Genomic DNA, 25156 nt, shown 5'->3' with positions numbered 1-25156 from the left:
ACCGACGTGTCGAACGACGAGCGTGCGGGTGGTCCCGAGACGAGGCGACCCGCGCACGGACCCGACACCACGGACGCCCCCGACTCCGCAGACGCCCCTGACACCGCAGGGTTCGCCCGCGCTGGGAACGGGACCGATGCGGACGCGACCGCCGACGCACCCGACAGCGTCGCCTCGCGCGCCGCTGCCGCCGAAGCGCTGCCGCTCGACCAGCGCGCGGACGCCTTCGCGGCACTGCACGACGAACTCCGGACGCGCCTCGAGAGCGGGAGCGCCCACCGTGCCTGAGCCTCGCGACCACGCCTCCACCGACGCGGGCACCCGGACGGACGAGGCGTCGCAGCCGGTCCGCCTCGACGCCCTCCTGGCCGCCCGTGGTCTGGCCCGCTCGCGGACCGCGGCAGCCAAGCTCGTGCAGGCCGGCCGGGTCACGGTGGACGGCCGCCCCGTGGTGAAGCCGTCCGCGCCGGTGTCCCCGCAGGTGCCGATCGTCGTCGACACCGAGGACGAGTGGGTCTCGCGGGCAGCGCTGAAGCTCGTGCACGCCCTCGACGCGTTCGAGGTGGACCCCACCGACCGTGTCGTGCTCGACGTCGGCGCGAGCACCGGGGGCTTCACGCAGGTCCTCCTGCACCGCGGCGCCCGACGGGTGGTCGCGCTCGACGTCGGCCACGGGCAGCTCGATCCCTCGTTGGCGATCGACGCCCGTGTCCGGGTCGTCGAGGGGCTGAACGCGCGCACCCTCACCGCCGACGAGTACGCAGCCCTCGACGCCGCGGCCCCGGAGACCAGCCTGGTCGTCGGGGACCTCTCCTTCATCTCGCTGCGCCTGGTGCTGCCGGTCCTCGCCGGGGCGGTACCCGCCGACGACTTCGTCCTCCTGGTGAAGCCCCAGTTCGAGGTCGGTCGTGGCGGTGTGCGCGAGGGCATCGTCCGCGACGCCGCGCTGCGCAACGACGCCCTCATGAACGTCCTCTGGTCGGCGTGGGACGCGGGCCTCGGGACGACCGGTCTCGCCGCGTCACCGATCGTCGGCACGCACGGCAACCACGAGTACCTCGCGCGCTTCCAGCGTCGTGTCGGTGGCGATCCGACAGAATGGGGGAACCCGACAGCGTGGATCGGTCGGGCGTCCGAACTCACTGAAGGGGCTGCATGAGCGACCGCCACATCCTGCTCGTCTCCCACACGGGGCGTCAGGACTCCATCGATGCTGCGGTCGAGGTCTGCGACCTCCTGCACGACGCCGGGCTCGTCCCGGTGATGCCGTTCGACGAGTACGCCGACGTCCGTCGCGCCGAGGCCTCCGTCGGCCAGGTCGACATCCTCGACGTCGACGTGCAGGCCGACCAGCTCGAGATCGTCGTCGTGCTCGGCGGCGACGGCACGATCCTCCGGGCGGCCGAACTCGTCCGCGGCACCGGCGCACCGATCGTCGGCGTGAACCTCGGGCACGTGGGCTTCCTCGCCGAGAGCGAGCGCGACGGCCTGCACGCCACGGTCGAGCGGGTGCTCGCGGGCGACTACAAGGTCGAGGAGCGCGTGACGCTCCAGGTCGACGTGGTCGTCGGGCACGAGGTCGTGTACTCCTCGTGGGCGCTCAACGAGGCGACGATCGAGAAGGCGTCACGGGAGCGCATGCTCGAGGTCGTCACCGAGGTCGACGGGCGTCCGCTGTCCTCCTTCGGGTGCGACGGCGTCGTCGTGGCGACGCCCACCGGGTCCACCGCGTACTCGTTCTCCGGCGGCGGTCCCATCGTCTGGCCCGATGTCGACGCGCTCCTCATGGTGCCGCTCAGCGCGCACGCCCTGTTCTCCCGTCCGATCGTCGTCGGCCCGGACCGCACCCTCGCGGTCGAGGTGCTGCGCCGGACGAGCGGCGTCGGCGTGCTCTGGTGCGACGGCCGCCGCACCCACGACCTGCCACCGGGCGCACGGGTCGAGGTCCGTCGCTCGACGGACCCGGTCCGCGTCGCACGGCTCAAGGACGCCCCGTTCACCGACCGCCTGGTCGCGAAGTTCCAGCTGCCCGTCGCCGGGTGGCGCGGCCCCGCGGTCGAGGACGACGCATGATCGAGGAGATCGTCATCTCCGACCTGGGCGTCATCGGTGAGACGACGCTCGAGCTCGGCCCGGGCTTCACGGTCGTCACCGGCGAGACCGGTGCGGGCAAGACCATGATCGTCACCGCACTGGGGCTGCTCCTCGGCGCGCGCGCCGACGCCGGCTCGGTGCGCCGTGGTGCGTCGAGCGCCGTCGTCGAGGGCCGCTGGCACGTCCCGGAGCAGGACGCGGTCGCCGCGCGCGTGCAGGACGCCGGCGGGACCGTCGAGGACGGCGAGCTCATCCTCACCCGTACCGTGTCGGCCGAGGGCCGGAGCCGCGCGACGGTGGGCGGCCGCAGCGCCCCGGTCGCGGTGCTCGGCGAACTCGCCGACCAGCTCGTCACGGTGCACGGGCAGTCCGACCAGATCCGCCTGACGTCGGCGTCGGCACAGCGCGCGGCGCTCGACGGCTTCGGCGGTCGGGCGGTGCAACGCGCCCTGGACGCGTACGTCACGGCGTACGACACCTGGCAGGCGCACGCGGGCGAGCTCGAGACCCTGGTCCGTGACCGGGACGACCGCGTCGCCGAGGCCGACCGGATCCGAGCGGCCTCCGACGAGATCGAGGCAGCCGACCCGCAGCCCGGCGAGGACGTCGAACTGACCGAGCGCGCGGAACGGCTCGGCAACCTCGAGGAACTCCGGCTGTCGGCCGGGACCGCGCACGAAGCCCTGTCCAGCGAGTCGCTCGACGACGCTCCGGACGTCATCGGGCTGGTCGAGACGGCGCGGCGTGCGGTCGAGCGCGTGGCCGGCTCGGACCCGGCGCTGCTGCCCGTCCTCGAGCAGCTGACCGAGCTCGGCATCCAGGCATCCGAGGCGTCGGCGAGCCTGTCGAGCTACCTCGGGTCGCTCGAACCGGACGCCGGGCACGACCTCGAGCTCATCAACGAACGGCGGGCACTGCTCGCGAACCTGACCCGGAAGTACGGCGACACGGTCGACGACGTCATCGCCTACGGGCAGCGCGCGAGTGATCGGCTGCTCGAGCTCGACGGGGACGACGACCGCATCACCGCGCTGCAGGAGGCCGTCGCGCAGGACGAGCAGACGCTCGCCACCGCCGCTGCCGCACTGACCGCGGCACGGTCGAAGGCGGCGACCGACCTGGCGAAGCGCGTCACCGCGGAGCTGGGGACGCTCGCGATGGCCGGCGCGACCCTGGTCGTCGAGGTCACCGACGGCGGCGAGTACCGGCGGCACGGACGGGACCAGGTCGCGATCCTGCTGCAGCCGCACTCCGGTACCGACCCGCGCCCGATCGGCAAGGGTGCCTCGGGCGGTGAGCTCTCCCGGGTGATGCTCGCGATCGAGGTCGTGATGGCCGGCAGCACCACCGTGCCGACCTTCGTGTTCGACGAGGTCGACGCGGGCGTCGGTGGTGCCGCCGCGATCGAGATCGGGCGGCGACTCGCGAAGCTCGCGGAGCGGACGCAGGTCATCGTGGTCACGCACCTCGCGCAGGTGGCGGCGTTCGCGAACAACCACCTCAACGTCGTGAAGGACGCCAGTGGGGCGGTCACCTCGTCGAGCGTGCGGCGACTCGAGGGCGAGGACCGGCTGCAGGAGATGGCACGGCTGCTCTCGGGCCTCGGGGACAGCGCGAGCGGCATGGAGCACGCGCGCGAGCTCCTCGACGTCGCCGGTCAGCGCGCGTAGGAACGCGGCCGGTCGGGAGGCGCGGGTCGCCCGTCCGGGGCCGCCGGCGGTCGCGACGTGGTCACCGTCACCGCCACCGCCACCGCCACCGCGCGTCCTCCGGCGCCGCGGGATGCCCGAGCGCAGGCCGCGCCGACGGCCGTCCGGCGCGTCCGGCGCGTCCGGCGCGTCCGGCCGTCCGCATGCTCGGGAGCATGGGCCGCTCCGCCGGAGCGCCCCATGCGCCGTCGGGCACAGCGTGGAACGGAGGTCGCCCCGGCCGCGCCGCGGGATGCCCGAGCGGAGGCCGCGCCGACGGCCGTCCGGCCGCTTCCGGCGCGTCCGGCCGTCCGCGCGGGCGGCGGCGCGACGTGCGTGGCGGCCGTGAGCAGCACCTCCCGGCTGCCGTACCCAGGCTCTGCGCGGGCCGCGGGCCGCGGGCCGCGGGCCGCGGGCCGCGGTGCGTGGCGGACCGGGGTCGCGCCTCCCGGCTGCCGTGCCCGGACCAGCGCGCGGCGCGACGTCCGTGGCGGGCGCGAGCAGCGCCTCCCGGCTGCCGTACCCGGCTCCGCGCGGGCCGCGCGAGGTGCGTGGCGGACCGGGGTCGCGCCTCCCGGCTGCCGTGCCCGGTCCCGCGCGCGGCGCGACGTCCGTGGCGGGCGCGAGCAGCGCCTCCTGGCCGCCGTCCCGGCACCGGGCACCGGCCGCAACGCCCGTGGCGGACCGGGGGTCGCGCCTCCCGCCGGTTCTGACGTACGATGGAACCCCGTGGCGGACACTCTCAGCGGCGGTACCCAGAACGACAGCAACTCGACCCCGAAGGTGACGAAGCAGATCTTCGTGACCGGCGGGGTCGTCTCGTCCCTCGGCAAGGGCCTGACGGCGGCAAGCCTCGGCAACCTGCTCACGGCGCGCGGCCTCAAGGTCGTCATGCAGAAGCTCGACCCGTACCTCAACGTGGACCCGGGCACCATGAACCCGTTCCAGCACGGCGAGGTCTTCGTGACCGACGACGGTGCCGAGACGGACCTCGACATCGGGCACTACGAGCGCTTCCTCGACATCGACCTGGCGCAGTCGGCGAACGTCACGACCGGGCAGGTCTACTCGACGGTGATCGCCAAGGAGCGGCGCGGCGAGTACCTCGGCGACACCGTGCAGGTCATCCCGCACATCACCGACGAGATCAAGCGCCGGATGCGCGAGCAGGCCGAGAACGACCCGCAGCCCGACGTGATCATCACCGAGGTCGGCGGCACGGTCGGCGACATCGAGTCCCAGCCCTTCATCGAGTCCGCGCGGCAGGTGCGCCACGAGCTCGGGCGCAACAACGTGTTCTTCGTGCACGTCTCGCTCGTGCCGTTCATGAGCGCCTCGGGCGAGCAGAAGACCAAGCCGACGCAGCACAGCGTCGCCGCGCTCCGGTCGATCGGCATCCAGCCGGACGCCCTCGTCCTGCGCAGCGACCGCCCGGTGTCGGACGCGAACAAGCGCAAGATCGCCCTCATGTGCGACGTGGACGAGGACGCCGTGGTGAACGCGGTGGACGTGCCCTCGATCTACGACCTCCCGACGCTGCTGCACGACCAGGGCCTCGACCAGGTCATCATCGACGCGCTCAAGCTCGACGCGCACGACGTGGACTGGTCGGCGTGGAAGCCGGTCCTCGACGCCGTGCACGAGCCGAAGAAGGCCGTCACGATCGCCCTCGTCGGCAAGTACATCGACCTGCCCGACGCCTACCTGTCGGTGACCGAGGCCCTGCGCGCCGGTGGTTTCGCGCACAATGCGAAGGTCACGCTGAAGTGGGTCGTGTCGGACGACTGCACGACGCCCGAGGGTGCCGCGAAGCACCTCGGCGACGTGGACGGCATCTGCGTGCCCGGCGGCTTCGGCGTGCGCGGCATCGAGGGCAAGCTCGGTGCGCTCCGCTTCGCGCGTGAGCAGGGCATCCCGACGCTCGGCCTGTGCCTCGGCCTGCAGTGCATGGTCATCGAGTACGCCCGCCACGAGGCCGGTCTGACCGACGCGTCGAGCACCGAGTTCGACCCGGAGACCTCGACACCGGTCATCGCGACGATGGCGGAGCAGGTGGACATCATCGCCGGCGGCGACATGGGCGGCACGATGCGCCTGGGCCTCTACCCGGCGCACTTCACGGACGGCTCACTCGCCGCCGAGCTCTACGGTGCTCCCGAGGCGTCGGAGCGCCACCGTCACCGCTACGAGGTGAACAACCAGTACCGCCAGCAGATCGCGGACGCCGGCCTGGTGTTCTCGGGCACGTCGCCCGACGGCACCCTGGTCGAGTACGTCGAGCTGCCCCGCGACGTGCACCCGTTCTACATCGCCACGCAGGCGCACCCGGAGCTGCGCTCGCGGCCGACGAAGGCGCACCCGCTGTTCGCCGGGCTGGTGGACGCGGCGATCGCCCGCCACGAGGCGTCGAGCCTCTTCGACCCGCAGGAGGAGTCGGCGGAGGTCGTCGCCTGACGCGACCCACGTCCTGACGGGAGGCGCGGTGCCGGCTGGCACCGCGCCTCCCGTCGTCCGTGGGGTGCGTGGGACGCGCGGTGCGCGCACGAGGTGGCCTGGTGACCGGGTGGCCCGCGAGGGGCTGCGTGCCAGGATGGGGCGGTGACTGACGCACCGATCGCCGACGAACCCGCCTCCTACCCGGTCACCGAGTCGACCGTCGTGTACGAGGGCGCGGTGTGGGACGTCCGCCGCGACGTCGTCGACTACGACGGGCACGACATGGTGCGTGAGTACATCGACCACACCGGTGCCGTCGCCGTGTTCGCCGAGGATGACGAGGGCCGCGTCCTCGTCATCCAGCAGTACCGGCACCCGGTCGGCCTGCGCGACTGGGAGCTGCCCGCGGGCCTGCTCGACCACGCGGGCGAGGACCACCTCGAGGCCGCGAAGCGCGAACTCGGCGAGGAGGCCGACGTCGCGGCGGACCACTGGGAGCCCCTCGTGCGGTACAACACCTCGTCGGGCGGCAGCGACGAGTTCATCCAGGTCTACCGGGCGCGGGGGATCCGTGACACCGAGAGCGCCTTCGAGCGCGAGGCCGAGGAAGCCGACATCGTGAAGCGGTGGGTGCCGCGCGAGGAGCTCGTCGCGTCGGTCCTCGCGGGGCGGGTGCACAACTCGGCGCTGATCGTCTCGACCCTCGCGGCTGACGCGATCGAGCGTCGCCGTGCGGACGAGGGCGGGGCCGGCCGGTGACGCAGGGCCTCCGCGCCCTGCTCGACGACGGGGCATGGACGCACGAGCCCGCCGGGGTCGACCCCGAGGGCACCGTCCTGCGGGTCACCGCGGTCGAGGGCAGCGACGCGTGGCGGACGACCTCGTACGGGTTCGTGCACGACTCCGAGCACGCCCTCGTGCGGCCGACGGACGGGCCGTTCTCGGTGGAGGTGTCGTTCGTCCTCGACTTCACGGAGCAGTTCGACCAGGCCGGGGTGTTCCTGCGGGTCGACGACGGGCACTGGATGAAGGCGGGCGTGGAGTTCGCGGACGGGCAGCCGCAGGTGGGTGCCGTCGTCACGCGCGGGGTGTCCGACTGGTCGGTCGCGCCGGTGCCGTCGTGGGCCGGGCGGACGGTCACCGTGCGCGCGAGCCGGGAGGGGGACGCGGTCACCGTCCGGGCCTGGGCGGAGGGCGAGGAGCCCCGGCTCGTCCGGGTCGCGCCGCTCGACCCGGACGCCGCGGTGTCGGCGGGGCTGTTCTGTGCGGCACCGACCAGGAGCGGGCTGACCGTGACGTTCACGGACTGCCGGTTCGGTGGCCCGGACGCGGCGCTGCACTGACGGTCGGGCTCCGTCCCGCGCTCGTCTAGGTTGGTCGGGTGATGTCCCTGGACCGTGCCGTGGAGACCTACCTCCGGCACGTCGCGATCGAGCGGGGCCTGTCGCAGCACACGGTGTCGGCGTACCGGCGTGACCTCGCCGTGTTCGCGGACTGGTTGCAGGGGGCGCCGACGGTCGACTCCGCCGGGGCCGACCGTGCCGGTGGGGCTGCGGCGTCGGCGGACGTCGCCCGGCTCACCCGTGCCGACGTCGCCGGGTTCGTCGGGCACCTGACCACCCGACCGGAGGGCCCGCTCGCGCCGCGGTCCGTCGCCCGGATGCTCAGCTCGGTGCGGTCGTTCACGGCATTCGCCGCTGCCGAGGGGTGGATGCCGCTCGACCCGTCGACGGCGGTCCGACCGCCGAAGGCCGCGGCGCGCCTCCCGAAGGCGATCACGGTGGACGAGGTGGAGCGGCTCCTCGAGGCCGCCGGCTCGACCGACGACGACGACCCGGTCCGCCTGCGGGACCGGGCGCTGCTCGAGCTGCTGTACGCGACGGGTGCCCGGATCTCGGAGGCGGTCGGGCTGTCGGTGGACGACCTGGCGACGCTCGGCGACGTCGAGGGCGGCGACGGTGGCGGCGGTGTCCTCGGCGCGGACGTCGTGGACGACGACGAGCCGCGCGCCACCGACCGCTCCGGCGTCGCCGACGTCGCCGTGGTGAAGGTCACCGGCAAGGGCAACAAGCAGCGCATCGTCCCGCTCGGCAGCTACGCCCGGGCCGCGGTCGACGCGTACCTGGTGCGGGCGCGGCCGGTGTTCGCCGCACGGGGCTCCGGGACGCCGGCGCTGTTCCTCGGCGCACGGGGAGCCCGGCTGTCCCGGCAGAGCGCCTGGCTCGTGATCCAGGCCGCGGCCGAGCGGGCGGATCTGGCCGCACACGTGTCGCCGCACACCTTCCGGCACTCGTTCGCCACGCACCTGCTCGAGGGCGGTGCCGACGTCCGGGTGGTGCAGGAGCTCCTCGGGCACGCGAGCGTCGCGACCACGCAGATCTACACGCTCGTGACGGCGGACGCGCTCCGGGACGTGTACCAGACGGCACACCCGCGGGCGCGGCGGTAGCAAGCGTCCGGCCCGGCCCGCTCCGGCCCGGCACGCTCCGTCCCGCCCGTCGGGACCGGACGACGCCGGGCCGGCTCAGAACAGGTGGTACTGCGCGGACGCCGCCACGGCGCCCGTCCCGACAGCGATGACCACGGCGCTCGCCGCGAGGCTCCGCGCCAGCACGCGCAGGCCGCCGTCGCTCGCGTCCCGCCCGATCCCGAGCACGCCGGCGACCAGCGCGAGGAGGCTCACCAGACCGAGCGGGTTCCACGCGACCGACAGGAGCGCGAGCACGACCGCGGCGGTCGCGGCGATGCCGGCACCCGGCGAGGTGGCACCCGACGCCCAGGACCCCGTGTGCAGCGGCCCGTCCTGCACCGAGAACGACGGTCCGACGGGTGCGGCGACGGTCGGGACCGCCGGCCCCGGACGAGCCGGGGTCATCCGCGTCGCGGCGCCCCAGGCGTGACCGTCCCACCAGCGCAGACGGCTGGCGTCGCGCGGGTCCGGGAACCAGCCTGCGGCCGGCAGTGTCACGGGTGCTCCTCGAGGGTGCGGTGGACGGTGCTGCCCTCGACGCTACGCGCACGGGAGGACCGCTCACAGTCCCAACGCGGGTGTCGGCAGGAAGGGGGACCAGTCCAGTGCGTCGGCCGGGTCCTGCGCGTCGCCTCCGGCCTGCGCTACGGTCGGCTGGTGGTCACCGCCTCCGACACCCTGCCCGACTTCTGGGCCGCCCGCCGTGCCGAGATGCCCGCGCTGCCCGAGGCGGTCCCGGAGGCGTGGGCCTTCGGCGCGACCCCGGAGCAGGCCGACGGACTGCTCGAGCTGGTCCTGCGAGGCATCAAGGACGGGACGGCGTCGTCGATGTGGGACTACGAGGCGACCGGCGAGCCGCTGCCCGAGGTCGGCGAGCTCAGCGTGGTCCTCGATGGCCGTGGCGAACCGCGGGCCGTGATCGAGACGACCGACCTCCGGGTCGTGCCGTTCGACCAGGTCGACGCCGAGCACGCCCGCGCCGAGGGGGAGGGCGACCGCACGCTCGAGCACTGGCGCGCGGTGCACGAGCGCTACTGGCGTGAGCACTCCGAGAACGACCGCGGGTTCGAACCGGACATGCCGGTGCTGTGCGAGCGCTTCCGGCTGCTCTGGCCGATGCCGACCGACCGGACCTAGCGACCGTCGGACGCGGTGTGTGGGCGCTCCTCACACACCGCGTCCGGACCGGTCAGACGTGCACGACGGCCGCGTCGACCTCGTCCATCACGGCCTTCGTCGCCGCGAGCAGTCGGGCGTTGAAGTCGACGCCGAGCTGGTTCGGCACGGTGACGAGCACGGTGTCGGCGGCGCGGACGGCCTCGTCGGCGGCGAGCTCCGCCACGAGCTGCTCGGGCTCGCCGATGTAGGAGCGGCCGAACCGGGCGAGCCCACCGTCGAGGTGTCCGACCTGGTCCTGCCCCTCGACCTGCGCGCGGACGCCGAAGGAGTGCCGCGACTCGTCGTCGGTGATCGGGATGATGCTCCGCGAGACGGAGACCCGGGGCTCGCGGCCCCAACCCATGTCCGCCCAGGTGCTGCGGAAGCGGGCGATCTGCTCGGCCTGGAGCTGGTCGAACGGCACGCCGGTGTCCTCGGTGAGCAGGGTCGAGGACATGAGGTTCATGCCCTGCTCGGCGGTCCACTCCGCGGTGGCACGGGTACCGGCACCCCACCAGATCCGGTCGGGCAGGTCGTCGGACAGCGGCGAGACGGGCAGCGAGCCGACGGAGCCGGTCATCTGCGGATTCGCGTTCGCCATCGGCTCGCCGGCGATCGCCCGGCGGAAGACGTCGGTGTGCGCACGGGCCATGTCGCCGCCGTTCGGGTCGTCCGCGTCGGGGACGTAGCCGAACTGCTGGTACCCGGCGAGGGCGGTCTCGGGTGACCCCCGGCTCACACCGAGCTGCAGCCGGCCGCCCGAGATGAGGTCGGTGGCCGCGGCCTCCTCGGCCATGTACAGCGGGTTCTCGTAGCGCATGTCGATCACGCCCGTGCCGATCTCGATGCGGCTGGTCCGGGCAGCGACCGCGGCGAGGAGCGGGAACGGTGCGGCCTGCTGCGGTGCGAAGTGGTGCACGCGGAAGTACGCCCCGTCGACGCCCGCCTCCTCCGCGGCGACGGCGAGGTCGATCGCCTGCACGAGGGCCTCGCGGCCGCTGCGCACGCGGGAGCCCGGCACGTCGCGCCAGTGTCCGAAGGACAGGAACCCGATCTTGGTCATGCCGATGCGAACGCATGCGACGGTGTGCACATTCCGCCCGCCCGGCAGTCCGCTCGATCCGCTCGACGGTCTTCGCGGTCGGCGGGCGGTTACCGTGGCGGCATGGACGATCCCCGCGCAGCCCTCACCGCCGAGCGGCAGCGGAACGAGCGCCTGCTGGCTGACGTCGAGCGGAGCATGCAGGACGTCAGCGACGCCCGGCTCGACGCGAACAGCGACGACGAGCACGACCCCGAGGGCGCGACCCTCGCGTGGGAGCGTGGCTCGCTCGGCGCGGTGCGGGACGCCGCCCGTGAGCGGGTGCGCCTCGTGGACGCCGCGCTCGCGCGGCTCGACGCCGGCACGTGGGGGCGGTGCGCCGTCGGCGGTGAGCCGATCCCGGAGGCCCGGCTGGCGGCGGTCTCGTGGGCGGCGACCTGCGTCGCGCACGCCTGACGCGCCCCTCCGGCACCCGCCTGCGGCGGTGACCGACGTCGGGGACTGGTGGTGCGCCTCCCGGCCGGGTGGGAGCCGCCACGGGCCGGACGGGAGGCGCGTGGCCCGTCCGCCTGTTCGGTCACCGATGCGACACGGGACGGACGGGAGGCGCGTGGTGCGCCCGCCGGTCCGCTCACCCCGCGTGGACCGGTTGCGCCGCCGTTTCCCAGCCGCGCGTCCTACGGTGCCGCCATGGACGGCGACACCCACGAGCGACCCGATGCGGTCGTGCGTGCCGAGGCCCAGCAGACCGACGACCGACCCCACCGCTTCCGGTGGTTCCGCGACCTCCGGACGTGGATCCACGCGCGGCCCGGGCTGCACCTGTTCTACAAGGTGCTCGTCGGGATCGTCGGCGGCCTCGTCGTGGTGATCGGCCTGATCCTCGTCCCGCTGCCCGGGCCCGGGTGGCTCGTGGTGTTCATCGGTCTGACGATCCTGGCGAGTGAGTTCCACTTCTTCCACCGGATCATCACGTGGCTCCGCGCACAGCTGCACCGCTTCTGGGACTGGGCGAAGCGGCACGGGCCGCAGTGGCTCCGGAACGCCGCCGACCGGGGCAAGGCGGACGTCGACGCCGCACACGCCGACGCGCACCGGAGCACCGGGGTGCGGGCGGGGCAACGGACGAACCCGCGGGCGAACCAGGCGCGCCCCGGGCACTGACCTCGGCTCGCGCTACTCGGCGGTCCGGACGGAGCCGGTCGCCGTGCGCTCGACGGCCTCGGCGGCGCGCTCCTCGACCGCTGCAGAACCGCGCGACGTGCCCTGCAGCACGAGGGCGATCGTCGCCGCGAGGACGATGAACGCGCCGTACCCGGCGAGCACGGGCACGAAGCCGAACGTCGGCTCGAGAAGACCCGCGACGACGGCCGGCACACCGAACGCCAGGTAGCTGACGACGTAGACCGACGACAGCAGTCCGGCGCGGTGCGTGGGGGCGGCGGTCGCGAGCAGCATCCGCAGCGGTGCCTGGAACCCGGCGCCGAAGCCGACCCCCGCGATCGCGCTCCCGACCACGAGTCCGGGCAGCGAGTGCGCGAACACGAACGACACGGTGACCACCGGGCCGACGATGAGCGCGACGAGACCGAGGAACAGGCTCCGACGCGTGTCGAGGCGCTGGATGGCGAGCCCGGTCAGCCCGCCGACCCCGGTGACGACCGCGATGAGGGCCCCGGCCGCGAAGTGGTCGTGGATGCCGAACACCGCGCCGAGCGCCGACGGCACGAGCGACAGGAACAGCCCGCCCAGCGCCCAGCTCGCGACGAGGGCACCGGCGACGCCGCGGAACAGTGCTCGCGACGCCCGGGGCACGGACACGGTCGGGCGGAGGGAGCGGAGCGCGCCCGGGCGGCGGGTGACCCGCTCGGGCACGACGGCCAGGGCGGCGACGAGCAGCAGCAGGAGCGCACCGAAGAGCACGTAGACGAGCTGCTCCGGCGCCGGGCCCCACTCGACCAGGGCGCCGCTCGACACGGCTCCGGTCGCCAGGGCGAAGGGCGGGACCGCACCGTTCAGGACACCGGCGAGCGACGGGAAGCGCTCGAGCGAGTTGTCGATGAGTGCCGCGCCGAGGGCGCCGATGAGGAGTCCGACCGCGACGCCCTGCACGATCCGGTCGACCACGAGGGTCGCGAAGCCGTCGGCGCCGGTGAACAGCACGAGCGACACGACGAGCAGCAGCCCGCCGGCGACGAGCACGGGCTTGCGACCGACGTGGTCCGACAGTCGACCGGCGACGAGCATGGTGACCAGGAGTCCGGCGACGTAGATCGCGAACACGCCCGTGAGCATGAGCGGGGTGAGGTCCCACTCGGCGGCGTAGACGGGGTAGATCGGCGACGGGACCGAGGACGAGGCCATCGCCACGAAGAGCATGGCGGCGAGGATCCAGAACCCCGCGACTCCGCGTGCTGGCTGCATGGGGCACCTTCCTGCCGGGTCGACTGCTGTACGAGCACATTCGTACAGCAGTCCGACTGTACGACGCAACTCGTACTGATCGAGCGGCGGTGCTACCGTCGTGGCATGCCCGCCGCGCCCGTGGACTCCGTCGCCCCAGAACGCCTGCCGCAGCCGACCGCGGCCGAGATGGAGCTGCCCGTCGTGCTCGACGCGCTGAGCGACCCGATCCGGCTCGCGATCCTGCACCGCTACCTGGTGGACGCGGCCGGCGGGGTGCGCAGCTGCGGGTGGGTCGGCGTCGACCGACCGAAGTCCACGCTGACGCACCACTTCCGCGTGCTGCGCGAGGCCGGGCTGCTCGAGCAGCACCAGGAGGGACTCGTGCGGTCGAGCCGCGTGCGGGTCGACGACGTGCAGCAGCGCTTCCCCGGCCTGCTCGACCTCGTCGTCGACTGGACCGTGCCCGCCGCCCTGATGCGGGCGGAGGTCCCGGCGTGACCGCGACCGCGGCCGCAGGCGATGCGCTGCCCGGCACGCACCCCGTCGCGACCCCTGCTGCTCTCCGCGCCGCCGCCCACACCGGCCCGCGCCACGTGCTCCCGACCGTCCGCACTGACCCCGCCGTGGTCACCGCGCTCGCCGCGGACCTCGACGCCGCCGGCTTCACGGTCGACCGGGTCGACGCACTGTGGGGGAGCGAGGCGGCCGCGTCGCTGCACCGCGGCTCGCGGGTCGCCGCGCTCCGGGCCCTCGCGGCACGGGAGCCGTCGGCCCTGGCGACCCTCGCGACGCTGTTCGTGCTCGGCCTGCCCGTCCCGCGGTCCGACGCCGAGCGGGCCTTCCCGACCGCCGGGCTCGACGGCGTGCTCGCCGCCGGGCTGCTGCGGCGCGACGACGACTCCGACGACGCGGGCGCTCCGGACGCCGGGCACGAGCGGGTGCGTCCGACCGTGGACCTGCGGCCCTACGCGTTCGTGGACGACCTCGGTGCCGGCAGCTGGTGGATCGTCTCCGACCTCGGGGAGCTCGCGCTCGGCACGGCCCTCGGCGAGGAGCACGTGCTCGGCATCGGCGGCGCCTCGACGACGCTGTCCGGTCTGCAGGTGCCCGTGCCCGTGCGGCGGGTGCTCGACCTCGGCACCGGGTGCGGGATCCAGGCGCTGCACGCCCGACGGTTCGCCGACGAGGTCGTGGCCACCGACATCTCGCAGCGGGCCCTCGACATCGCCCGGTTCAACGCGGCGCTCAACGGCGTCGACGGCATCGACCTGCGGCTCGGCTCCCTGTTCGAGCCGGTCGCCGGGGAACGCTTCGACCGCATCGTGTCGAACCCGCCGTTCGTGATCACCCCGCGCCGCGACGGTGTCCCGGCCTACGAGTACCGCGACGGCGGCATGGTCGGCGACGCCCTGGTCGAGACGGTGCTGCGCGGCCTGGCGGACCACCTGGAACCCGGTGGGACCGCGCAGCTGCTCGGCAACTGGGAGTACCGCTGGGGCGACGACGGGCTCGAGCGGGTGCGGTCGTGGTTCGCGGACACCGACCTCGACGTGTGGGTCGTGGAACGCGAGCGCGAGGACCCGCCCGCCTACGCCGAGACCTGGATCCGGGACGGTGGCACCAAGCCCGGCACGCCCGAGTCAGACGCCCTGGTCGACGCCTGGCTCGACGACTTCGCGACGCGGCGGGTCACCGGGGTCGGCTTCGGCTACGTCGTGGTGCGGCGACCGACGGGAGGCCCGGCCCGGCTCCGTCGCTTCGAGCGCGTCCCCGAGGCGCTCGGCACCAACCCCGCGGGGCTCGGTGCGACGGTGGCGCGCGTCCTCGACGCGGCCGCGTGGCTCGGTGCGCACGACGACGCGGCACTGGCGTCGGCGCACCTGCGGGTCGCCGGGGACGTCACCGAGGAGCGGCACTACTGGCCCGGCAACGACGACCCGACCGTGATCACCCTGGTGCAGGGCGGCGGGTTCGGTCGGCGCGTGGACGCGGACACGGCGTTCGCCGCGTTCGTCGGGGCCTGCGACGGCGAGCTGTCGGTCGCGGCGATCGTCGCCGCCATCGCGCAGATCACCGGGGTCGACGGCGACGCACTGTCGGCCGACCTGCTGCCGCGGGTGCGGGACCTGGTGCTGGACGGCCTGCTGCTCGCGCCGACGTCCTGAGGCGACCCGCGCCTCCCGTCCGGCCTGGACCGCGTGCTTGCCTGCCGGTTCCCGTCCGCGGAACGCGACCGTCCGTGGGACGCGACCGCCTGCGGGGCGCACCCGCCTGCGGGACGCGACCGGCTGCGTCGCGTTCCGCAGCGGGGGACCGGGTCAGGTCGTGCGGTGGTCGCGCCAGCTGTGCTCGGGTGCGTAGCCGAGGAGCTCGCGAGCCTTCTCGATCGAGAGCAGCGAGCTGACGCCGTCGATGTCGGCGCGACGCTCGATGTCCGGCACGAAGCGCTCGACGAGCTCGATCGTCGGGGTGTCCATGACGGTGTCCGGGCTCGCGATGACGAAGGCCTCGAAGCCGGTGAGGTCGGCCTCGAGCGACTTCCGCACGGCCTGGGCGCCGTCGCGCGAGTCGATGTACGACCACAGGTTGAAGGTCTTCGCCTCGGGGGAGGCGTCCCACGGGAAGGCCGGGTAGTCGGTCTCGTCCATGACGTTCGAGAACCGCAGACCGATCATCTTCAGCTCCGGGTCCCAGCGCGTGAAGTGGCGGGCCATCTCCTCCTCGACGGCCTTGCCGAGCGAGTACGAGGACTGCGGGCGCACCGCGAACTCCTCGTCGACGGGCAGGTACGGCGGGTGGTGCTCGCCCATCGGGATGCCGAGCAGGGTCTCGCTCGACGCCCACACGACGTTCTTGATCCGGGCGACACGGGCCGCGTGGAAGACGTTGATCGACGCCGTGACGTTGTTCGTGATCAACGCCACGTCGGGCACCTGGCCCGGGGCGGGCACGGCCGCGAGGTGCACCACGGCGTCGACGGCGTCGTAGCGGTCGTCGATGCCGGTCAGTGCGCCGAGCACCTGGCCGTAATCGCTCAGGTCGACGCGGACGAACGGCACCCGCTCGGGCTTGTCGGGGGAGGGGACCCGGTCGAGCAGGACCACGTCGTACCCGTGCTCGTCGAGGTCGCGGACGACCGCCCGTCCGAGCTTGCCGCTGCCTCCGGTCACCACAACACGCGTCATCGCGTCACTCCACATCGTCGTCGGTCGGCCGTGGTCGGCCGCGTCCCATCCTGCCGTCCGGCGGGCGGGCGGGACCAGGCACTGGCGGTACCTGTCCGGCGGGCGCGAGGTGGGGCGGTGGTCAGACGGCGGGCGTGACGGCCTGGGCGACCGCGAGCCGGGCGACGAGCTCGACGTGCTCGGCCATGTCCCGCGTCGGGTCGTAGAGCCACTGGATCTGCATGCCGTCGGAGATCGCCAGGAGCACGCTCGCGAGCTGCTCGGGGTCGACGTCGGCACGGAGTCGGCCGTCCTGCTGCATCGCGCGGAAGTCGGCGGCGAAGTCCCCGCGGCTGCGTTCGTAGCGCTCGCGGAAGTACTCGTGCGCGGGGTGCTCCGGGTCGGTGGCCGCCGCGGCGGACAGGTTCACGAACATCTGCACGAGGCCGGGGACCTCGGTGTTGTGCCGGACGATCGCCGCCAGGAACGAGCCGGGGTCGGACGCGGCGGCACCCCAGTCCTGTGCGAGGTCGACCTCGTCGCGGCGGCGGAGCACCTCGACCCAGAGCTCGTCCTTCGAGTCGAAGTAGTGCAGCAGCCCGGCCTGCGTGAGCCCCACGGCGTCGGCGATGTCCTTGATGCTCGTGCGCCGGAACCCCTGCTGGGCGACGAGGTCGAGCGCGACCGTGAGGATCTCCTCGCGCTTCGCGATGCCCTTCGCGTACGAACCCCGTCGTGCCATGGCGCGAGCGTACCGTCCGCTCCCACCCGCAGAAACCGACTTCGGATAGGTTTTCGGTGCTACGCTGGCCCGAGCCGCCGACGATGGCGCGCGGAGGTCCTGCCCCGGCGCCCGTCGAACACCGAAGGGACCGACCATCGTGACCACCGTGGACGAAACGACCCGCGCCTCCCGTCCGTCGCCGCTGACCGAGCGCATCGACGCGCTCCTCGGACAGCTGACGACCGAGGAGAAGGTCCAGCTGCTGACCGGACGCGACTTCTGGACCACCTGGCCGATCGAGAAGATCGGTCTGCGGCGCATCCTCATGTCGGACGGTCCGTCCGGCGTCCGCGGCGAGGTCTGGGACGAGCGCGACCCCTCGCTCAACCTGCCCTCGGCCACCGCGCTGTCGGCGTCCTGGGACCGTGCGATCGCGAAGCGCTACGGTGCCGCGGCCGCCGTGGAGGCCCGGCGCAAGGGTGTCGACGTCGTCCTCGGCCCGACCATCAACCTGCACCGCTCCCCGCTCGGCGGCCGGCACTTCGAGGCGTTCAGTGAGGACCCGCTGCTGACCGGCGACCTCGCCGCGAGCTACGTCGCCGGCGTGCAGGAGAACGGCGTCGCCGCGACCCCGAAGCACTACATCGCGAACGACTACGAGACCGACCGCTTCACCGCGTCGACCGAGGTGTCCGACCGGGCGCTCCGGGAGCTGTACCTGCTCGCGTTCGAGAAGGCCGTGACCGAGGCACACGCCTGGGCCGTGATGTCGTCGTACAACGCGGTCAACGGCGTCACCGCGTCGGAGAACGACCTGCTCGAGACACCGCTCAACGCGGAGTGGGGCTTCGACGGGATCGTCGTGTCCGACTGGACCGGCGTGCGCTCGGTCGAGTCCGCGAAGGCCTCGCAGGACGTCGCGATGCCCGGACCGAACCCGTGGTGGAGCGAGGGCCCGCTGCTCGCCGCCGTGCAGTCCGGCGAGGTGCCCGAGGCCGCGATCGACCGCAAGGTCCGCCGCATCCTCGTGCTCGCCGCCCGCGTCGGTGCCCTCGAGGGCTTCGAGCCGGTCGCCGAGCGTCCGGTGCACGTCGAGGACGGGATCGCCTTCGTGCGCCGTGCCGAGGCCGAGGGCACCGTGCTCGTCCGGAACACCGGCGTGCTGCCGCTCGACCCCGCCGCGGTGTCCCGCATCGCGATCGTCGGACACAACGCCGACCAGGCCCGCACGCAGGGCGGCGGCTCGGCGACCGTCGTGCCGGCGCGGGTCGTGTCGCCGATCGACGGTGTCCGTGCGGCGTTCCCGGGCGCGACGGTCGACTACGCCATCGGTGCGGTCGTGCAGGAGGGGATCGCCGAGTTCCCGCTGTCGACCATCACGAACCCCGGTACCGGCGAGCCCGGCGCCCGCGTCGCGTTCGTCAAGGACGGCGAGGAACTGTACGTCGAGGACCGCCGCGCCACCGCGCTGTTCTGGTTCGGCGGCGACGCCCCGACGCGCGAGGCGGACCGGCTCGACGTCACCACCACGTACACCCCCGAGACGACGGGCACGGTCCGGATCGGCATCGGCGCCGCCGGCCGCTCGCGCCTCTGGATCGACGGCGAGCTCCTGCTCGACGAGACCGTGCCGTACGAGGGCGACCAGCTCGGCGCCGCGTTCCTCAACCCGCCGGCGCGCTCGGTGCCCGTGCAGGTCGAGGCGGGCGAGCCCGTCGCGATCCGGATCGAGCACGACATCGTGCAGGACGAGGCACTCGGCGGGGTGCTCGCGTACCAGTTCGGCACCGAGCCGAGCGACGCCGACCCCGCGGGCCTCGTCGAGGCGGCCGTCGCGACCGCGACCGGCGCGGACGTCGCGATCGTCGTCGTCGGCACGAACAGCAAGGTGGAGTCCGAGGGGTACGACCGTTCGTCGCTCGCGCTCCCCGGACACCAGGACGACCTGGTCCGAGCGGTCGCCTCCGCGAACCCGAACACCGTCGTGGTGGTCAACTCCGGGTCACCGGTCGAGATGCCCTGGCGGGACGACGTCGCCGCGGTGCTCCTCACCTGGTTCGGCGGCCAGGAGTACGGCAACGCCCTGGCCGACGTGCTCACGGGCGCGGCCGAACCCGGCGGTCGCCTGCCCACCACGTGGCCGGCGACGCTCGAGGACGTCCCGGTCGCGAACGTCACCCCGGTCGACGGGAAGGTCGCGTACGACGAGGGCGTGCACGTCGGGTACCGGGCCTGGCTCCGCGCCGGGACCGAGCCCGCGTACCCGTTCGGCCACGGCCTCGGCTACACGACCTGGGCGATCGACGGCATCAGCGCGACGCCGACCGTCCGCGAGGGCGATGCGGTGATCGTCACCGCGACCGTCGCGAACACCGGCGACCGCGCGGGCAAGCACGTCGTGCAGGTCTACGCCTCGCGCGAGGAGTCGGCCGTCGACCGCCCCGTCCGCTGGCTCGTCGGCTTCGCGCCGGTGCGCCTCGACGCCGGTGCGTCGACCGAGGTCTCGATCGAGGTGCCGGCACGGGCGTTCGCGCACTGGGACGGTGCCTGGCGGTACGAGCCCGGCACGTTCTCGCTGCACGTCGCCGAGTCGGTGACCGCGATCGTCGGGACGACGACCCTCGAACTGGAGTAGCCGCTTCCCGCGCGCACGACGACCCCGAGCAGTACCATCGACCAGTGCTCGACGGCTGGTTACCGTCAGCACACGCACCACCACGGGGTCGTCGTGTGCGCGACGCGGTCTCCTGATCCGACCGTCGAAGCCCCCTCGACCCTGGTGCGTCCGGATGCGCCCCTGCCTCGACGCGGGGGCGCATTCCTCTTCCGGGCACGTACATGCAGCCGCATGCTCTGCCGGGACCGTCCGCGCTGCTGCGCCTCGGATCGCTGGGACCGACTGGACGCAACACGCCCGGGCGTCGAAACAGGCGTGAACATCAGTCATCTTGTCCGAGCAGCGATGATGACAAACCACTCAGGCGGTGCGAGAGTGGAGCGACCATCCGGTGTGGATCAGGAACCGGATGGACATCCGGCCGGGTACCGGGACCACCGTGCGTGGGCCCGGCCGGATGCCTGGTCCACCGCGAGCCGTCACCGCAGCTGCGGGATGACCTCCTCGGCCACGATCCGCAGGATCCGCTCGTGCGACGCCGCGTCGCCGTTCGCCGGCAGGGTGACGACGAGCTCGTCGGTCGCCGTCACGGCCGGGTCGGCGGCCAGGGCGTCCACGATCTCGGAGACGCCTCCCGCGACGACCTTGCTGAAGCGGAACGGCGGGCCGGAGAGCGGTCGGCCCTCGTCGTCCATGCCGCTGGCGTACCCGGTGAGGAACTCCTCGTGCACGGCACGGTCATGGTCGTCGAGGAGCGGCACGACGATGCGCCCGACCGCGACCTTCGGCGTGCGGCCCGGGTGTCGTTCGGCGAAGCGGGCACGGTACGCCTCGACCTGGGCCGCCTGCGCGACGGCGAACGGTTCGCCGGTGTCCTCGGTGTTCAGCGTGGAGCAGTGCAGGAGCAGGCCCTTGTCGGCGGTGCGCTCCGCGGTGCCGAGGCTCCCGCCGCCCCACCAGACGCGCTCGAGCAGCCCGGGGCTCTGCGGCTGCAGGGTCAGTTCGGTGTCGGCCGGGATGCTCTCGTAGCCCTTGCCGGAGGTGCCGAGCGGTTCACCGCGCAGGACCTCGAGCAGTCGGGCGGCGCGTGCCTCGGCCTCGTCGCGGAAGCTGCGCTCCGAGGCGCCGAACACCGGGTCGAGGATCGGGCCGTAGCCCGGGATGCCGGTGCTGATGCCGAGCTGCACGCGGCCGCCGCTCAGGAGGTCGACGGTGCTCGCGTCCTCGGCGAGCCGGACCGGGTCCTCGTAGCGCATGCCGAGCACGGCGGTGCCGAAGCCGATCGAGCTGGTGCGCTGGGCCGCGGCGGCGAAGAAGGTCATCGGGCTGGTGAGGAACGGCTCGAAGTGCCGACCGCGCACCCAGCCGGTGCCGTAGCCGAGGGACTCGGCCGTCTCGAAGAGCCGCAGGCCGTCCTCGAGCGCGGCGGCGGCACCCGCAGGGCCGCCGTGGTTCGGGACGAAGGACAGGAAGCCGAGTTCGCGCACGGGTCGAGTCTATGCGCGCGCATCCAAACGTGGCCCGGGTCGGACGGGAGGCGCGTGGCGGGCCCGCACCGCGCCTCCCGTCCGCCCCGTGCCGGACGGGAGGCGCGGGTCGTCGCCGCCACGTGCCTCCCGGCTACCGCGTGCGTGACGGGACGCTCGTGGCGGGCCGGCACCGTGCCTCCCGTCCGTCGGGCGGTCACCGCCCACCTGGGAGGATGGGTGCATGACCGACGTCACCACCGTCCCGCCCCTCGTCGCCGCCCTGCCGGCGGCGGTCGACGGCGTCGTCGACCCCGACGCGGTCTACGAGGCGTTCGCCGACTGGGCGGCGTCCGGCGGCCGACCCCTGTACCCTGCGCAGGACGAGGCCGTCATCGAGCTCGTCTCCGGTGCGAACGTGGTCCTCAGCACGCCCACCGGGACCGGCAAGTCCCTGGTGGCGGCGGGTGCGCACTTCGCGGCGCTCGCCGAGGGCAAGCGGAGCTACTACACCGCGCCGATCAAGGCGCTCGTCTCCGAGAAGTTCTTCCAGCTCGTCGACCTGTTCGGCGCGCAGAACGTCGGCATGGTCACGGGCGACTCGAGCGTCAACGCCGACGCCCCGATCGTGTGCTGCACCGCTGAGATCCTGGCGAACCTCGCGCTGCGGCAGGGACCCGACGCCGAGGTCGACGTCGTCGTGATGGACGAGTTCCACTTCTACGGCGACCCGGACCGCGGGTGGGCGTGGCAGGTGCCGCTGCTCGTGCTCGAGCGCGCGCAGTTCCTGCTCATGTCCGCGACCCTCGGCGACGTGACGACCATCGCCGACGACCTGTCCCGGCGCACCGGTCGGCCGACGGCCCGGGTCACCGGCGTCTCGCGGCCGGTCCCGCTGTCCTACGAGTACGTGATGACGCCCGTGCAGGAGACCGTCGAACGGCTGCTCGAGGAGGGCAAGGCGCCGGTCTACATCGTCCACTTCGCCCAGGCCGCCGCGCTCGAACGGGCGCAGGCGCTCATGTCGGCGCGCGTCGCCTCCCGCGAACGCCGTGACGAGATCGCCGCGGCCATCGCCGGGTTCCGGTTCAGCGCCGGCTTCGGGCAGGTGCTGTCGCGGCTCATCCGCGCCGGCATCGGGGTGCACCACGCCGGGATGCTGCCGAAGTACCGGCGGCTCGTCGAACAGCTCGCCCAGCGTGGTCTACTGCCCGTCATCTGCGGCACCGACACGCTCGGCGTCGGCATCAACGTGCCGATCCGCGCGGTGCTGTTCACCGGGCTGACGAAGTTCGACGGCACCAAGATGCGGCAGCTGTCCGCCCGCGAGTTCCACCAGATCGCCGGCCGTGCCGGTCGCGCCGGGTACGACACCGAGGGCGACGTCGTCGCCGAGGCGCCCGAGCACGACATCGAGAACGCACGGGCCGTCTCGAAGGCCGGGGACGACCCGAAGAAGAAGAACAAGATCAAGCGCAAGAAGGCGCCCGAGGGGTTCGTCTCCTGGGGACAGCCGTCGTTCGAGCGGCTCATCGGTGCCGAACCGGAGCCGATGGTGTCGCGGATGCGGATCACGCACGCGATGGTGCTCTCCGTCGTCGCACGCGGGGGATCCGTGTTCGAGGACGTGCGGTCCCTGGTGTTCGACAACCACGAGCCGCGCTCCCGGCAGCTCGCGATGGCCCGGCGGGCGCTCACGATCGCCCGCACGTTGATCAACGCCCGCGTGATCGAGAAGGTCGACGGCGAGTACCGCCTGACGGTCGACCTCGCGCCGAACTTCGCGCTCAACCAGCCGCTGTCGCCGTTCGCGCTCGCCGCGTTCGAGCTGCTCGACCCCGAGTCGCCGACCTACGCGCTCGACATGGTCTCGATCGTCGAGGCCACGCTGGACGACCCCCGGGCGATCCTCGCGCAGCAGCAGTTCAAGGAACGCGGCGAGGCCGTCGCCCGCATGAAGCAGGAGGGCATCGAGTACGACGAGCGGATGGAGCTGCTCGAGGAGGTCACCTGGCCGAAGCCGCTCGACGAGCTGCTCACCGCGGCGTACGAGTCGTACGCGGCCGAGCAGCCCTGGGTGCTCGACTTCGCGCTCTCGCCCAAGGCCGTCGTCCGCGACATGTACGAGCGGGCCATGACCTTCGGCGACTTCGTGCGGTTCTACCAGCTCACCCGCTCCGAGGGCCTCGTGCTCCGGTACCTGTCCGACGCCTACCGCACGATGCGCCAGACCATCACCGAGGAGCAGCGGACCCAGGAGCTCGACGACCTGATCGAGTGGCTCGGCGAGGTCGTGCGGCAGACGGACTCGTCCCTGGTCGACGAGTGGGAGGCGCTGCTCAACGGTGACCTCCTGCTGGCCGCCGAGGAGTCCGGGGTCGCTCCCCACGCCGAGATCGCGCCGCCGCAGCCCGCGCGTCTGACCGGCAACGTCCGGGCGTTCCGGGTGCTCGTGCGCAACGCCCTGTTCCAGCGGGTGCTGCTCGCCGCGGCCGACGACCCCGCCGGACTCGGCGAGCTCGACGCGACGAGCGGCTTCGACCGTTCCGCGTGGGACGCGGTGCTCGAGTCGTACTACGAGGAGCACGACGCGATCGGCACCGACGCCGACGCGCGCTCGATGCAGTACCTGGTGCTCGACGAGGCGCCGGGGACGGGGCGCGCCGGTGGTACGGGCGGGGGTGCCGCGGGCGGCGGTGCCGGTGCTGCTCCGCGGGTCTGGCGGGCGCGGCAGATCTTCGCCGATCCAGAGGGTGACAAGGACTTCGGGTTCTCGGCGACGATCGACCTCGACGCCTCGGACGAGGCCGGCGAGGCGGTCGTGCGGGTGACCGAGATCGGGCGGTTCGACGGGTGGGCCGAGGTCGACGTCGACTGAGGGGTCGGGCGGGGGTGCGCTGTCGCTGTCGCTGTCGCTGTCGTGTCGGGGCTGGGGCTGTCGCTGTCGTCGTGGGGCGGGCGCTGTCGCGCGGTCGGGCCACCGGGAACGCTCGCCGGTCCGGACGGGTACCTTCGGCGGCAGCCCATCGCCGACCGGCCGGGCCCGACGAGAGGTCATCCCATGCGCATCGGCTCGAGCATCGCCCTGATCGTGATCGGCGCCATCGTCGCGTTCGCGCTCGACTTCCAGGTCGCGGGCGTCGACCTGCGCCTGATCGGCTACATCCTGATGGCCGCCGGCGTCGTGCTGCTCGTCATCAGCCTGGCCGTCGGCTTCGGTGGACGACGGACCACCACGACCACCCGCTCCGGGGTCGACCCCGCGTCGGGGGAGCAGATCACCCGCCAGGACCGCCGCGACGGGGCGTACTGACCCCCGAGCCGGCCTCCTGACCGCGGGTCAGAACAGGGTCGCGGGAGGCGTCGCCTCGGGCAGCGCCGTCGGCTCCTCGACCTCGACGCCGGGCCAGCCCGGACCGTGCGGGACGTCCGTGCCCTGCTGGTAGGCGGTCGCTGCACCCCGGGCGCGGACGTCCGCGGCCTCGTTCATCTCGTGTCCGACGTGCCCGCGCACCCACTCGAAGGTGACCTTGCGGCCCTGCAGCTCGGCGTCGAGCTCCTTGATGATCTCGACGTTCAGCACCGGCTTGCCGTCGGCCTTCCGCCAGCCCTTCCGCTTCCAGCCCGCGAGCCACTCGGTGCAGGCCTTGATGGCGTACTGGCTGTCGCACAGGATGTGCAGCGGCTCGTCGGTGCCCTTCGTGGCGCGGAGGAGCTGGAGCACGGCGGTGAGCTCGCCGATGTTGTTCGTGGCGCGCGGCCAGCCACCGGCTGCCCAGCGGTCGTCGTCGACGTACCAGGCCCAGCCGGCCGGGCCGGGGTTGCCGAGGGCTGAGCCGTCTGCGGCGGCGACGATCGTCACGGTGGGACCTCCAGGGTGGTGCGGTGTGA

The 25156-nt window shown here is 73.3% G+C and carries 23 protein-coding genes; 16 read left to right on the top strand and 7 right to left on the bottom strand.

Annotation, left to right across the window (positions count from 1 at the left end):
• Positions 1-6: 6 nt before the first annotated feature.
• From QOL16_RS14625 to QOL16_RS14590, 8 genes are all read left to right on the top strand, one after another.
• Positions 7-288 (top strand): hypothetical protein, encoded by a 282-nt coding sequence (locus QOL16_RS14625; RefSeq protein ID WP_139266393.1) that lies wholly within the window; start codon positions 7-9, stop codon positions 286-288.
• Positions 281-1159: a TlyA family RNA methyltransferase gene (locus QOL16_RS14620; protein ID WP_083230289.1), complete on the top strand. Its 879-nt coding sequence runs from the start codon at positions 281-283 to the stop codon at positions 1157-1159. Before QOL16_RS14625 ends, QOL16_RS14620 begins: the two co-directional genes overlap by 8 nt.
• Positions 1156-2073, top strand: coding sequence for an NAD kinase (locus tag QOL16_RS14615; protein WP_065963206.1), 918 nt, complete (start codon positions 1156-1158; stop codon positions 2071-2073). Before QOL16_RS14620 ends, QOL16_RS14615 begins: the two co-directional genes overlap by 4 nt.
• Positions 2070-3764, top strand: coding sequence for a DNA repair protein RecN (gene recN / locus QOL16_RS14610; RefSeq protein ID WP_065963205.1), 1695 nt, complete (start codon positions 2070-2072; stop codon positions 3762-3764). The genes QOL16_RS14615 and recN overlap by 4 nt, the downstream gene beginning before the upstream one ends.
• A gap of 747 nt (positions 3765-4511) precedes the next feature.
• Complete coding sequence (locus tag QOL16_RS14605; RefSeq protein WP_071248757.1) at positions 4512-6236, top strand: CTP synthase; 1725 nt, start codon at positions 4512-4514, stop codon at positions 6234-6236.
• A gap of 144 nt (positions 6237-6380) precedes the next feature.
• Positions 6381-6977 (top strand): NUDIX hydrolase, encoded by a 597-nt coding sequence (locus QOL16_RS14600; RefSeq protein WP_071284581.1) that lies wholly within the window; start codon positions 6381-6383, stop codon positions 6975-6977.
• On the top strand, positions 6974-7561 hold the full coding sequence (locus tag QOL16_RS14595) for a DUF1349 domain-containing protein (RefSeq protein ID WP_071284583.1): 588 nt from the start codon (positions 6974-6976) through the stop codon (positions 7559-7561). Before QOL16_RS14600 ends, QOL16_RS14595 begins: the two co-directional genes overlap by 4 nt.
• Before the next feature lie 41 nt (positions 7562-7602).
• A complete protein-coding gene (locus QOL16_RS14590) occupies positions 7603-8667 on the top strand; it encodes a site-specific tyrosine recombinase XerD (RefSeq protein WP_071284630.1) in 1065 nt (354 codons plus the stop codon).
• A 75-nt stretch (positions 8668-8742) separates the two neighbouring features.
• Here the strand turns inward: QOL16_RS14590 and QOL16_RS14585 are convergent, their stop codons facing one another.
• Complete coding sequence (locus tag QOL16_RS14585; RefSeq protein ID WP_065963198.1) at positions 8743-9186, bottom strand: DUF2510 domain-containing protein; 444 nt, start codon at positions 9184-9186, stop codon at positions 8743-8745.
• A 213-nt stretch (positions 9187-9399) separates the two neighbouring features.
• On the opposite strand from QOL16_RS14585, the gene QOL16_RS14580 reads away from it, so the two are divergent.
• A complete protein-coding gene (locus QOL16_RS14580) occupies positions 9400-9825 on the top strand; it encodes an ASCH domain-containing protein (protein WP_071248786.1) in 426 nt (141 codons plus the stop codon).
• Between the two features lie 52 nt (positions 9826-9877).
• Here the strand turns inward: QOL16_RS14580 and QOL16_RS14575 are convergent, their stop codons facing one another.
• Positions 9878-10909, bottom strand: coding sequence for an LLM class flavin-dependent oxidoreductase (locus tag QOL16_RS14575; RefSeq protein WP_254780261.1), 1032 nt, complete (start codon positions 10907-10909; stop codon positions 9878-9880).
• 102 nt (positions 10910-11011) lie between these two features.
• On the opposite strand from QOL16_RS14575, the gene QOL16_RS14570 reads away from it, so the two are divergent.
• Positions 11012-11344 carry a TraR/DksA family transcriptional regulator gene (locus QOL16_RS14570; RefSeq protein WP_071284585.1) on the top strand — a complete coding sequence of 111 codons (333 nt, stop codon included), beginning with the start codon at positions 11012-11014 and terminating at the stop codon, positions 11342-11344.
• A 234-nt stretch (positions 11345-11578) separates the two neighbouring features.
• The gene (locus QOL16_RS14565; protein WP_071284587.1) at positions 11579-12052 is read left to right on the top strand and encodes a TIGR02611 family protein; all 474 of its coding nucleotides are present in this window, start codon (positions 11579-11581) and stop codon (positions 12050-12052) included.
• Between the two features lie 12 nt (positions 12053-12064).
• Here QOL16_RS14565 and QOL16_RS14560 read toward each other — a convergent pair whose 3' ends face one another.
• On the bottom strand, positions 12065-13312 hold the full coding sequence (locus tag QOL16_RS14560; protein WP_071284589.1) for an MFS transporter: 1248 nt from the start codon (positions 13310-13312) through the stop codon (positions 12065-12067).
• A 105-nt stretch (positions 13313-13417) separates the two neighbouring features.
• On the opposite strand from QOL16_RS14560, the gene QOL16_RS14555 reads away from it, so the two are divergent.
• The gene (locus tag QOL16_RS14555) at positions 13418-13792 is read left to right on the top strand and encodes a helix-turn-helix transcriptional regulator (protein WP_071248738.1); all 375 of its coding nucleotides are present in this window, start codon (positions 13418-13420) and stop codon (positions 13790-13792) included.
• A 95-nt stretch (positions 13793-13887) separates the two neighbouring features.
• Positions 13888-15459, top strand: coding sequence for a class I SAM-dependent methyltransferase (locus QOL16_RS14550; protein WP_071284632.1), 1572 nt, complete (start codon positions 13888-13890; stop codon positions 15457-15459).
• Positions 15460-15612: 153 nt separating this feature from the next.
• Here QOL16_RS14550 and QOL16_RS14545 read toward each other — a convergent pair whose 3' ends face one another.
• A complete protein-coding gene (locus tag QOL16_RS14545; RefSeq protein WP_071284634.1) occupies positions 15613-16479 on the bottom strand; it encodes an NAD(P)-dependent oxidoreductase in 867 nt (288 codons plus the stop codon).
• A 121-nt stretch (positions 16480-16600) separates the two neighbouring features.
• Entirely contained in the window at positions 16601-17200 is a 600-nt protein-coding gene (locus tag QOL16_RS14540; protein ID WP_065963185.1) for a TetR/AcrR family transcriptional regulator, read from the bottom strand.
• A 139-nt stretch (positions 17201-17339) separates the two neighbouring features.
• Here QOL16_RS14540 and QOL16_RS14535 point away from each other — a divergent pair, with 139 nt between their 5' ends.
• Positions 17340-19817, top strand: coding sequence for a beta-glucosidase (locus QOL16_RS14535; protein ID WP_071284591.1), 2478 nt, complete (start codon positions 17340-17342; stop codon positions 19815-19817).
• Positions 19818-20278: 461 nt separating this feature from the next.
• On the opposite strand, the gene QOL16_RS14530 is transcribed toward QOL16_RS14535, so the two are convergent.
• Positions 20279-21286, bottom strand: coding sequence for an LLM class flavin-dependent oxidoreductase (locus tag QOL16_RS14530; protein WP_071284593.1), 1008 nt, complete (start codon positions 21284-21286; stop codon positions 20279-20281).
• Positions 21287-21509: 223 nt separating this feature from the next.
• On the opposite strand from QOL16_RS14530, the gene QOL16_RS14525 reads away from it, so the two are divergent.
• Positions 21510-24143: an RNA helicase gene (locus QOL16_RS14525; protein ID WP_071284595.1), complete on the top strand. Its 2634-nt coding sequence runs from the start codon at positions 21510-21512 to the stop codon at positions 24141-24143.
• A gap of 183 nt (positions 24144-24326) precedes the next feature.
• Positions 24327-24578, top strand: coding sequence for a DUF6458 family protein (locus QOL16_RS14520; RefSeq protein WP_065963172.1), 252 nt, complete (start codon positions 24327-24329; stop codon positions 24576-24578).
• Positions 24579-24605: 27 nt separating this feature from the next.
• Here QOL16_RS14520 and QOL16_RS14515 read toward each other — a convergent pair whose 3' ends face one another.
• Positions 24606-25127: a ribonuclease H gene (locus QOL16_RS14515; protein WP_065963170.1), complete on the bottom strand. Its 522-nt coding sequence runs from the start codon at positions 25125-25127 to the stop codon at positions 24606-24608.
• Positions 25128-25156: the final 29 nt, after the last annotated feature.

It is taken from the genome of Curtobacterium sp. MCBA15_004, assembly GCF_001865055.2.
Classification (GTDB): Bacteria; Actinomycetota; Actinomycetes; order Actinomycetales; family Microbacteriaceae; genus Curtobacterium.
Note: the sequence above shows the minus strand (reverse complement) of the source record. Positions and strands in the feature narration are given on the sequence as shown.

What these genes read in the sequence shown, in the direction of transcription:
- QOL16_RS14615 (WP_065963206.1), top strand. Translation starts at nt 1,156, where the DNA reads ATGAGCGACCGCCACATCCTGCTCGTCTCCCACACGGGGCGTCAGGAC.
- recN (WP_065963205.1), top strand. Translation starts at nt 2,070, where the DNA reads ATGATCGAGGAGATCGTCATCTCCGACCTGGGCGTCATCGGTGAGACG.
- QOL16_RS14590 (WP_071284630.1), top strand. Translation starts at nt 7,603, where the DNA reads ATGTCCCTGGACCGTGCCGTGGAGACCTACCTCCGGCACGTCGCGATC.
- QOL16_RS14580 (WP_071248786.1), top strand. Translation starts at nt 9,400, where the DNA reads ATGCCCGCGCTGCCCGAGGCGGTCCCGGAGGCGTGGGCCTTCGGCGCG.
- QOL16_RS14575 (WP_254780261.1), bottom strand. Translation starts at nt 10,909, where the DNA reads ATGACCAAGATCGGGTTCCTGTCCTTCGGACACTGGCGCGACGTGCCG.
- QOL16_RS14570 (WP_071284585.1), top strand. Translation starts at nt 11,012, where the DNA reads ATGGACGATCCCCGCGCAGCCCTCACCGCCGAGCGGCAGCGGAACGAG.
- QOL16_RS14565 (WP_071284587.1), top strand. Translation starts at nt 11,579, where the DNA reads ATGGACGGCGACACCCACGAGCGACCCGATGCGGTCGTGCGTGCCGAG.
- QOL16_RS14560 (WP_071284589.1), bottom strand. Translation starts at nt 13,312, where the DNA reads ATGCAGCCAGCACGCGGAGTCGCGGGGTTCTGGATCCTCGCCGCCATG.
- QOL16_RS14555 (WP_071248738.1), top strand. Translation starts at nt 13,418, where the DNA reads ATGCCCGCCGCGCCCGTGGACTCCGTCGCCCCAGAACGCCTGCCGCAG.
- QOL16_RS14545 (WP_071284634.1), bottom strand. Translation starts at nt 16,479, where the DNA reads ATGACGCGTGTTGTGGTGACCGGAGGCAGCGGCAAGCTCGGACGGGCG.
- QOL16_RS14540 (WP_065963185.1), bottom strand. Translation starts at nt 17,200, where the DNA reads ATGGCACGACGGGGTTCGTACGCGAAGGGCATCGCGAAGCGCGAGGAG.
- QOL16_RS14525 (WP_071284595.1), top strand. Translation starts at nt 21,510, where the DNA reads ATGACCGACGTCACCACCGTCCCGCCCCTCGTCGCCGCCCTGCCGGCG.
- QOL16_RS14520 (WP_065963172.1), top strand. Translation starts at nt 24,327, where the DNA reads ATGCGCATCGGCTCGAGCATCGCCCTGATCGTGATCGGCGCCATCGTC.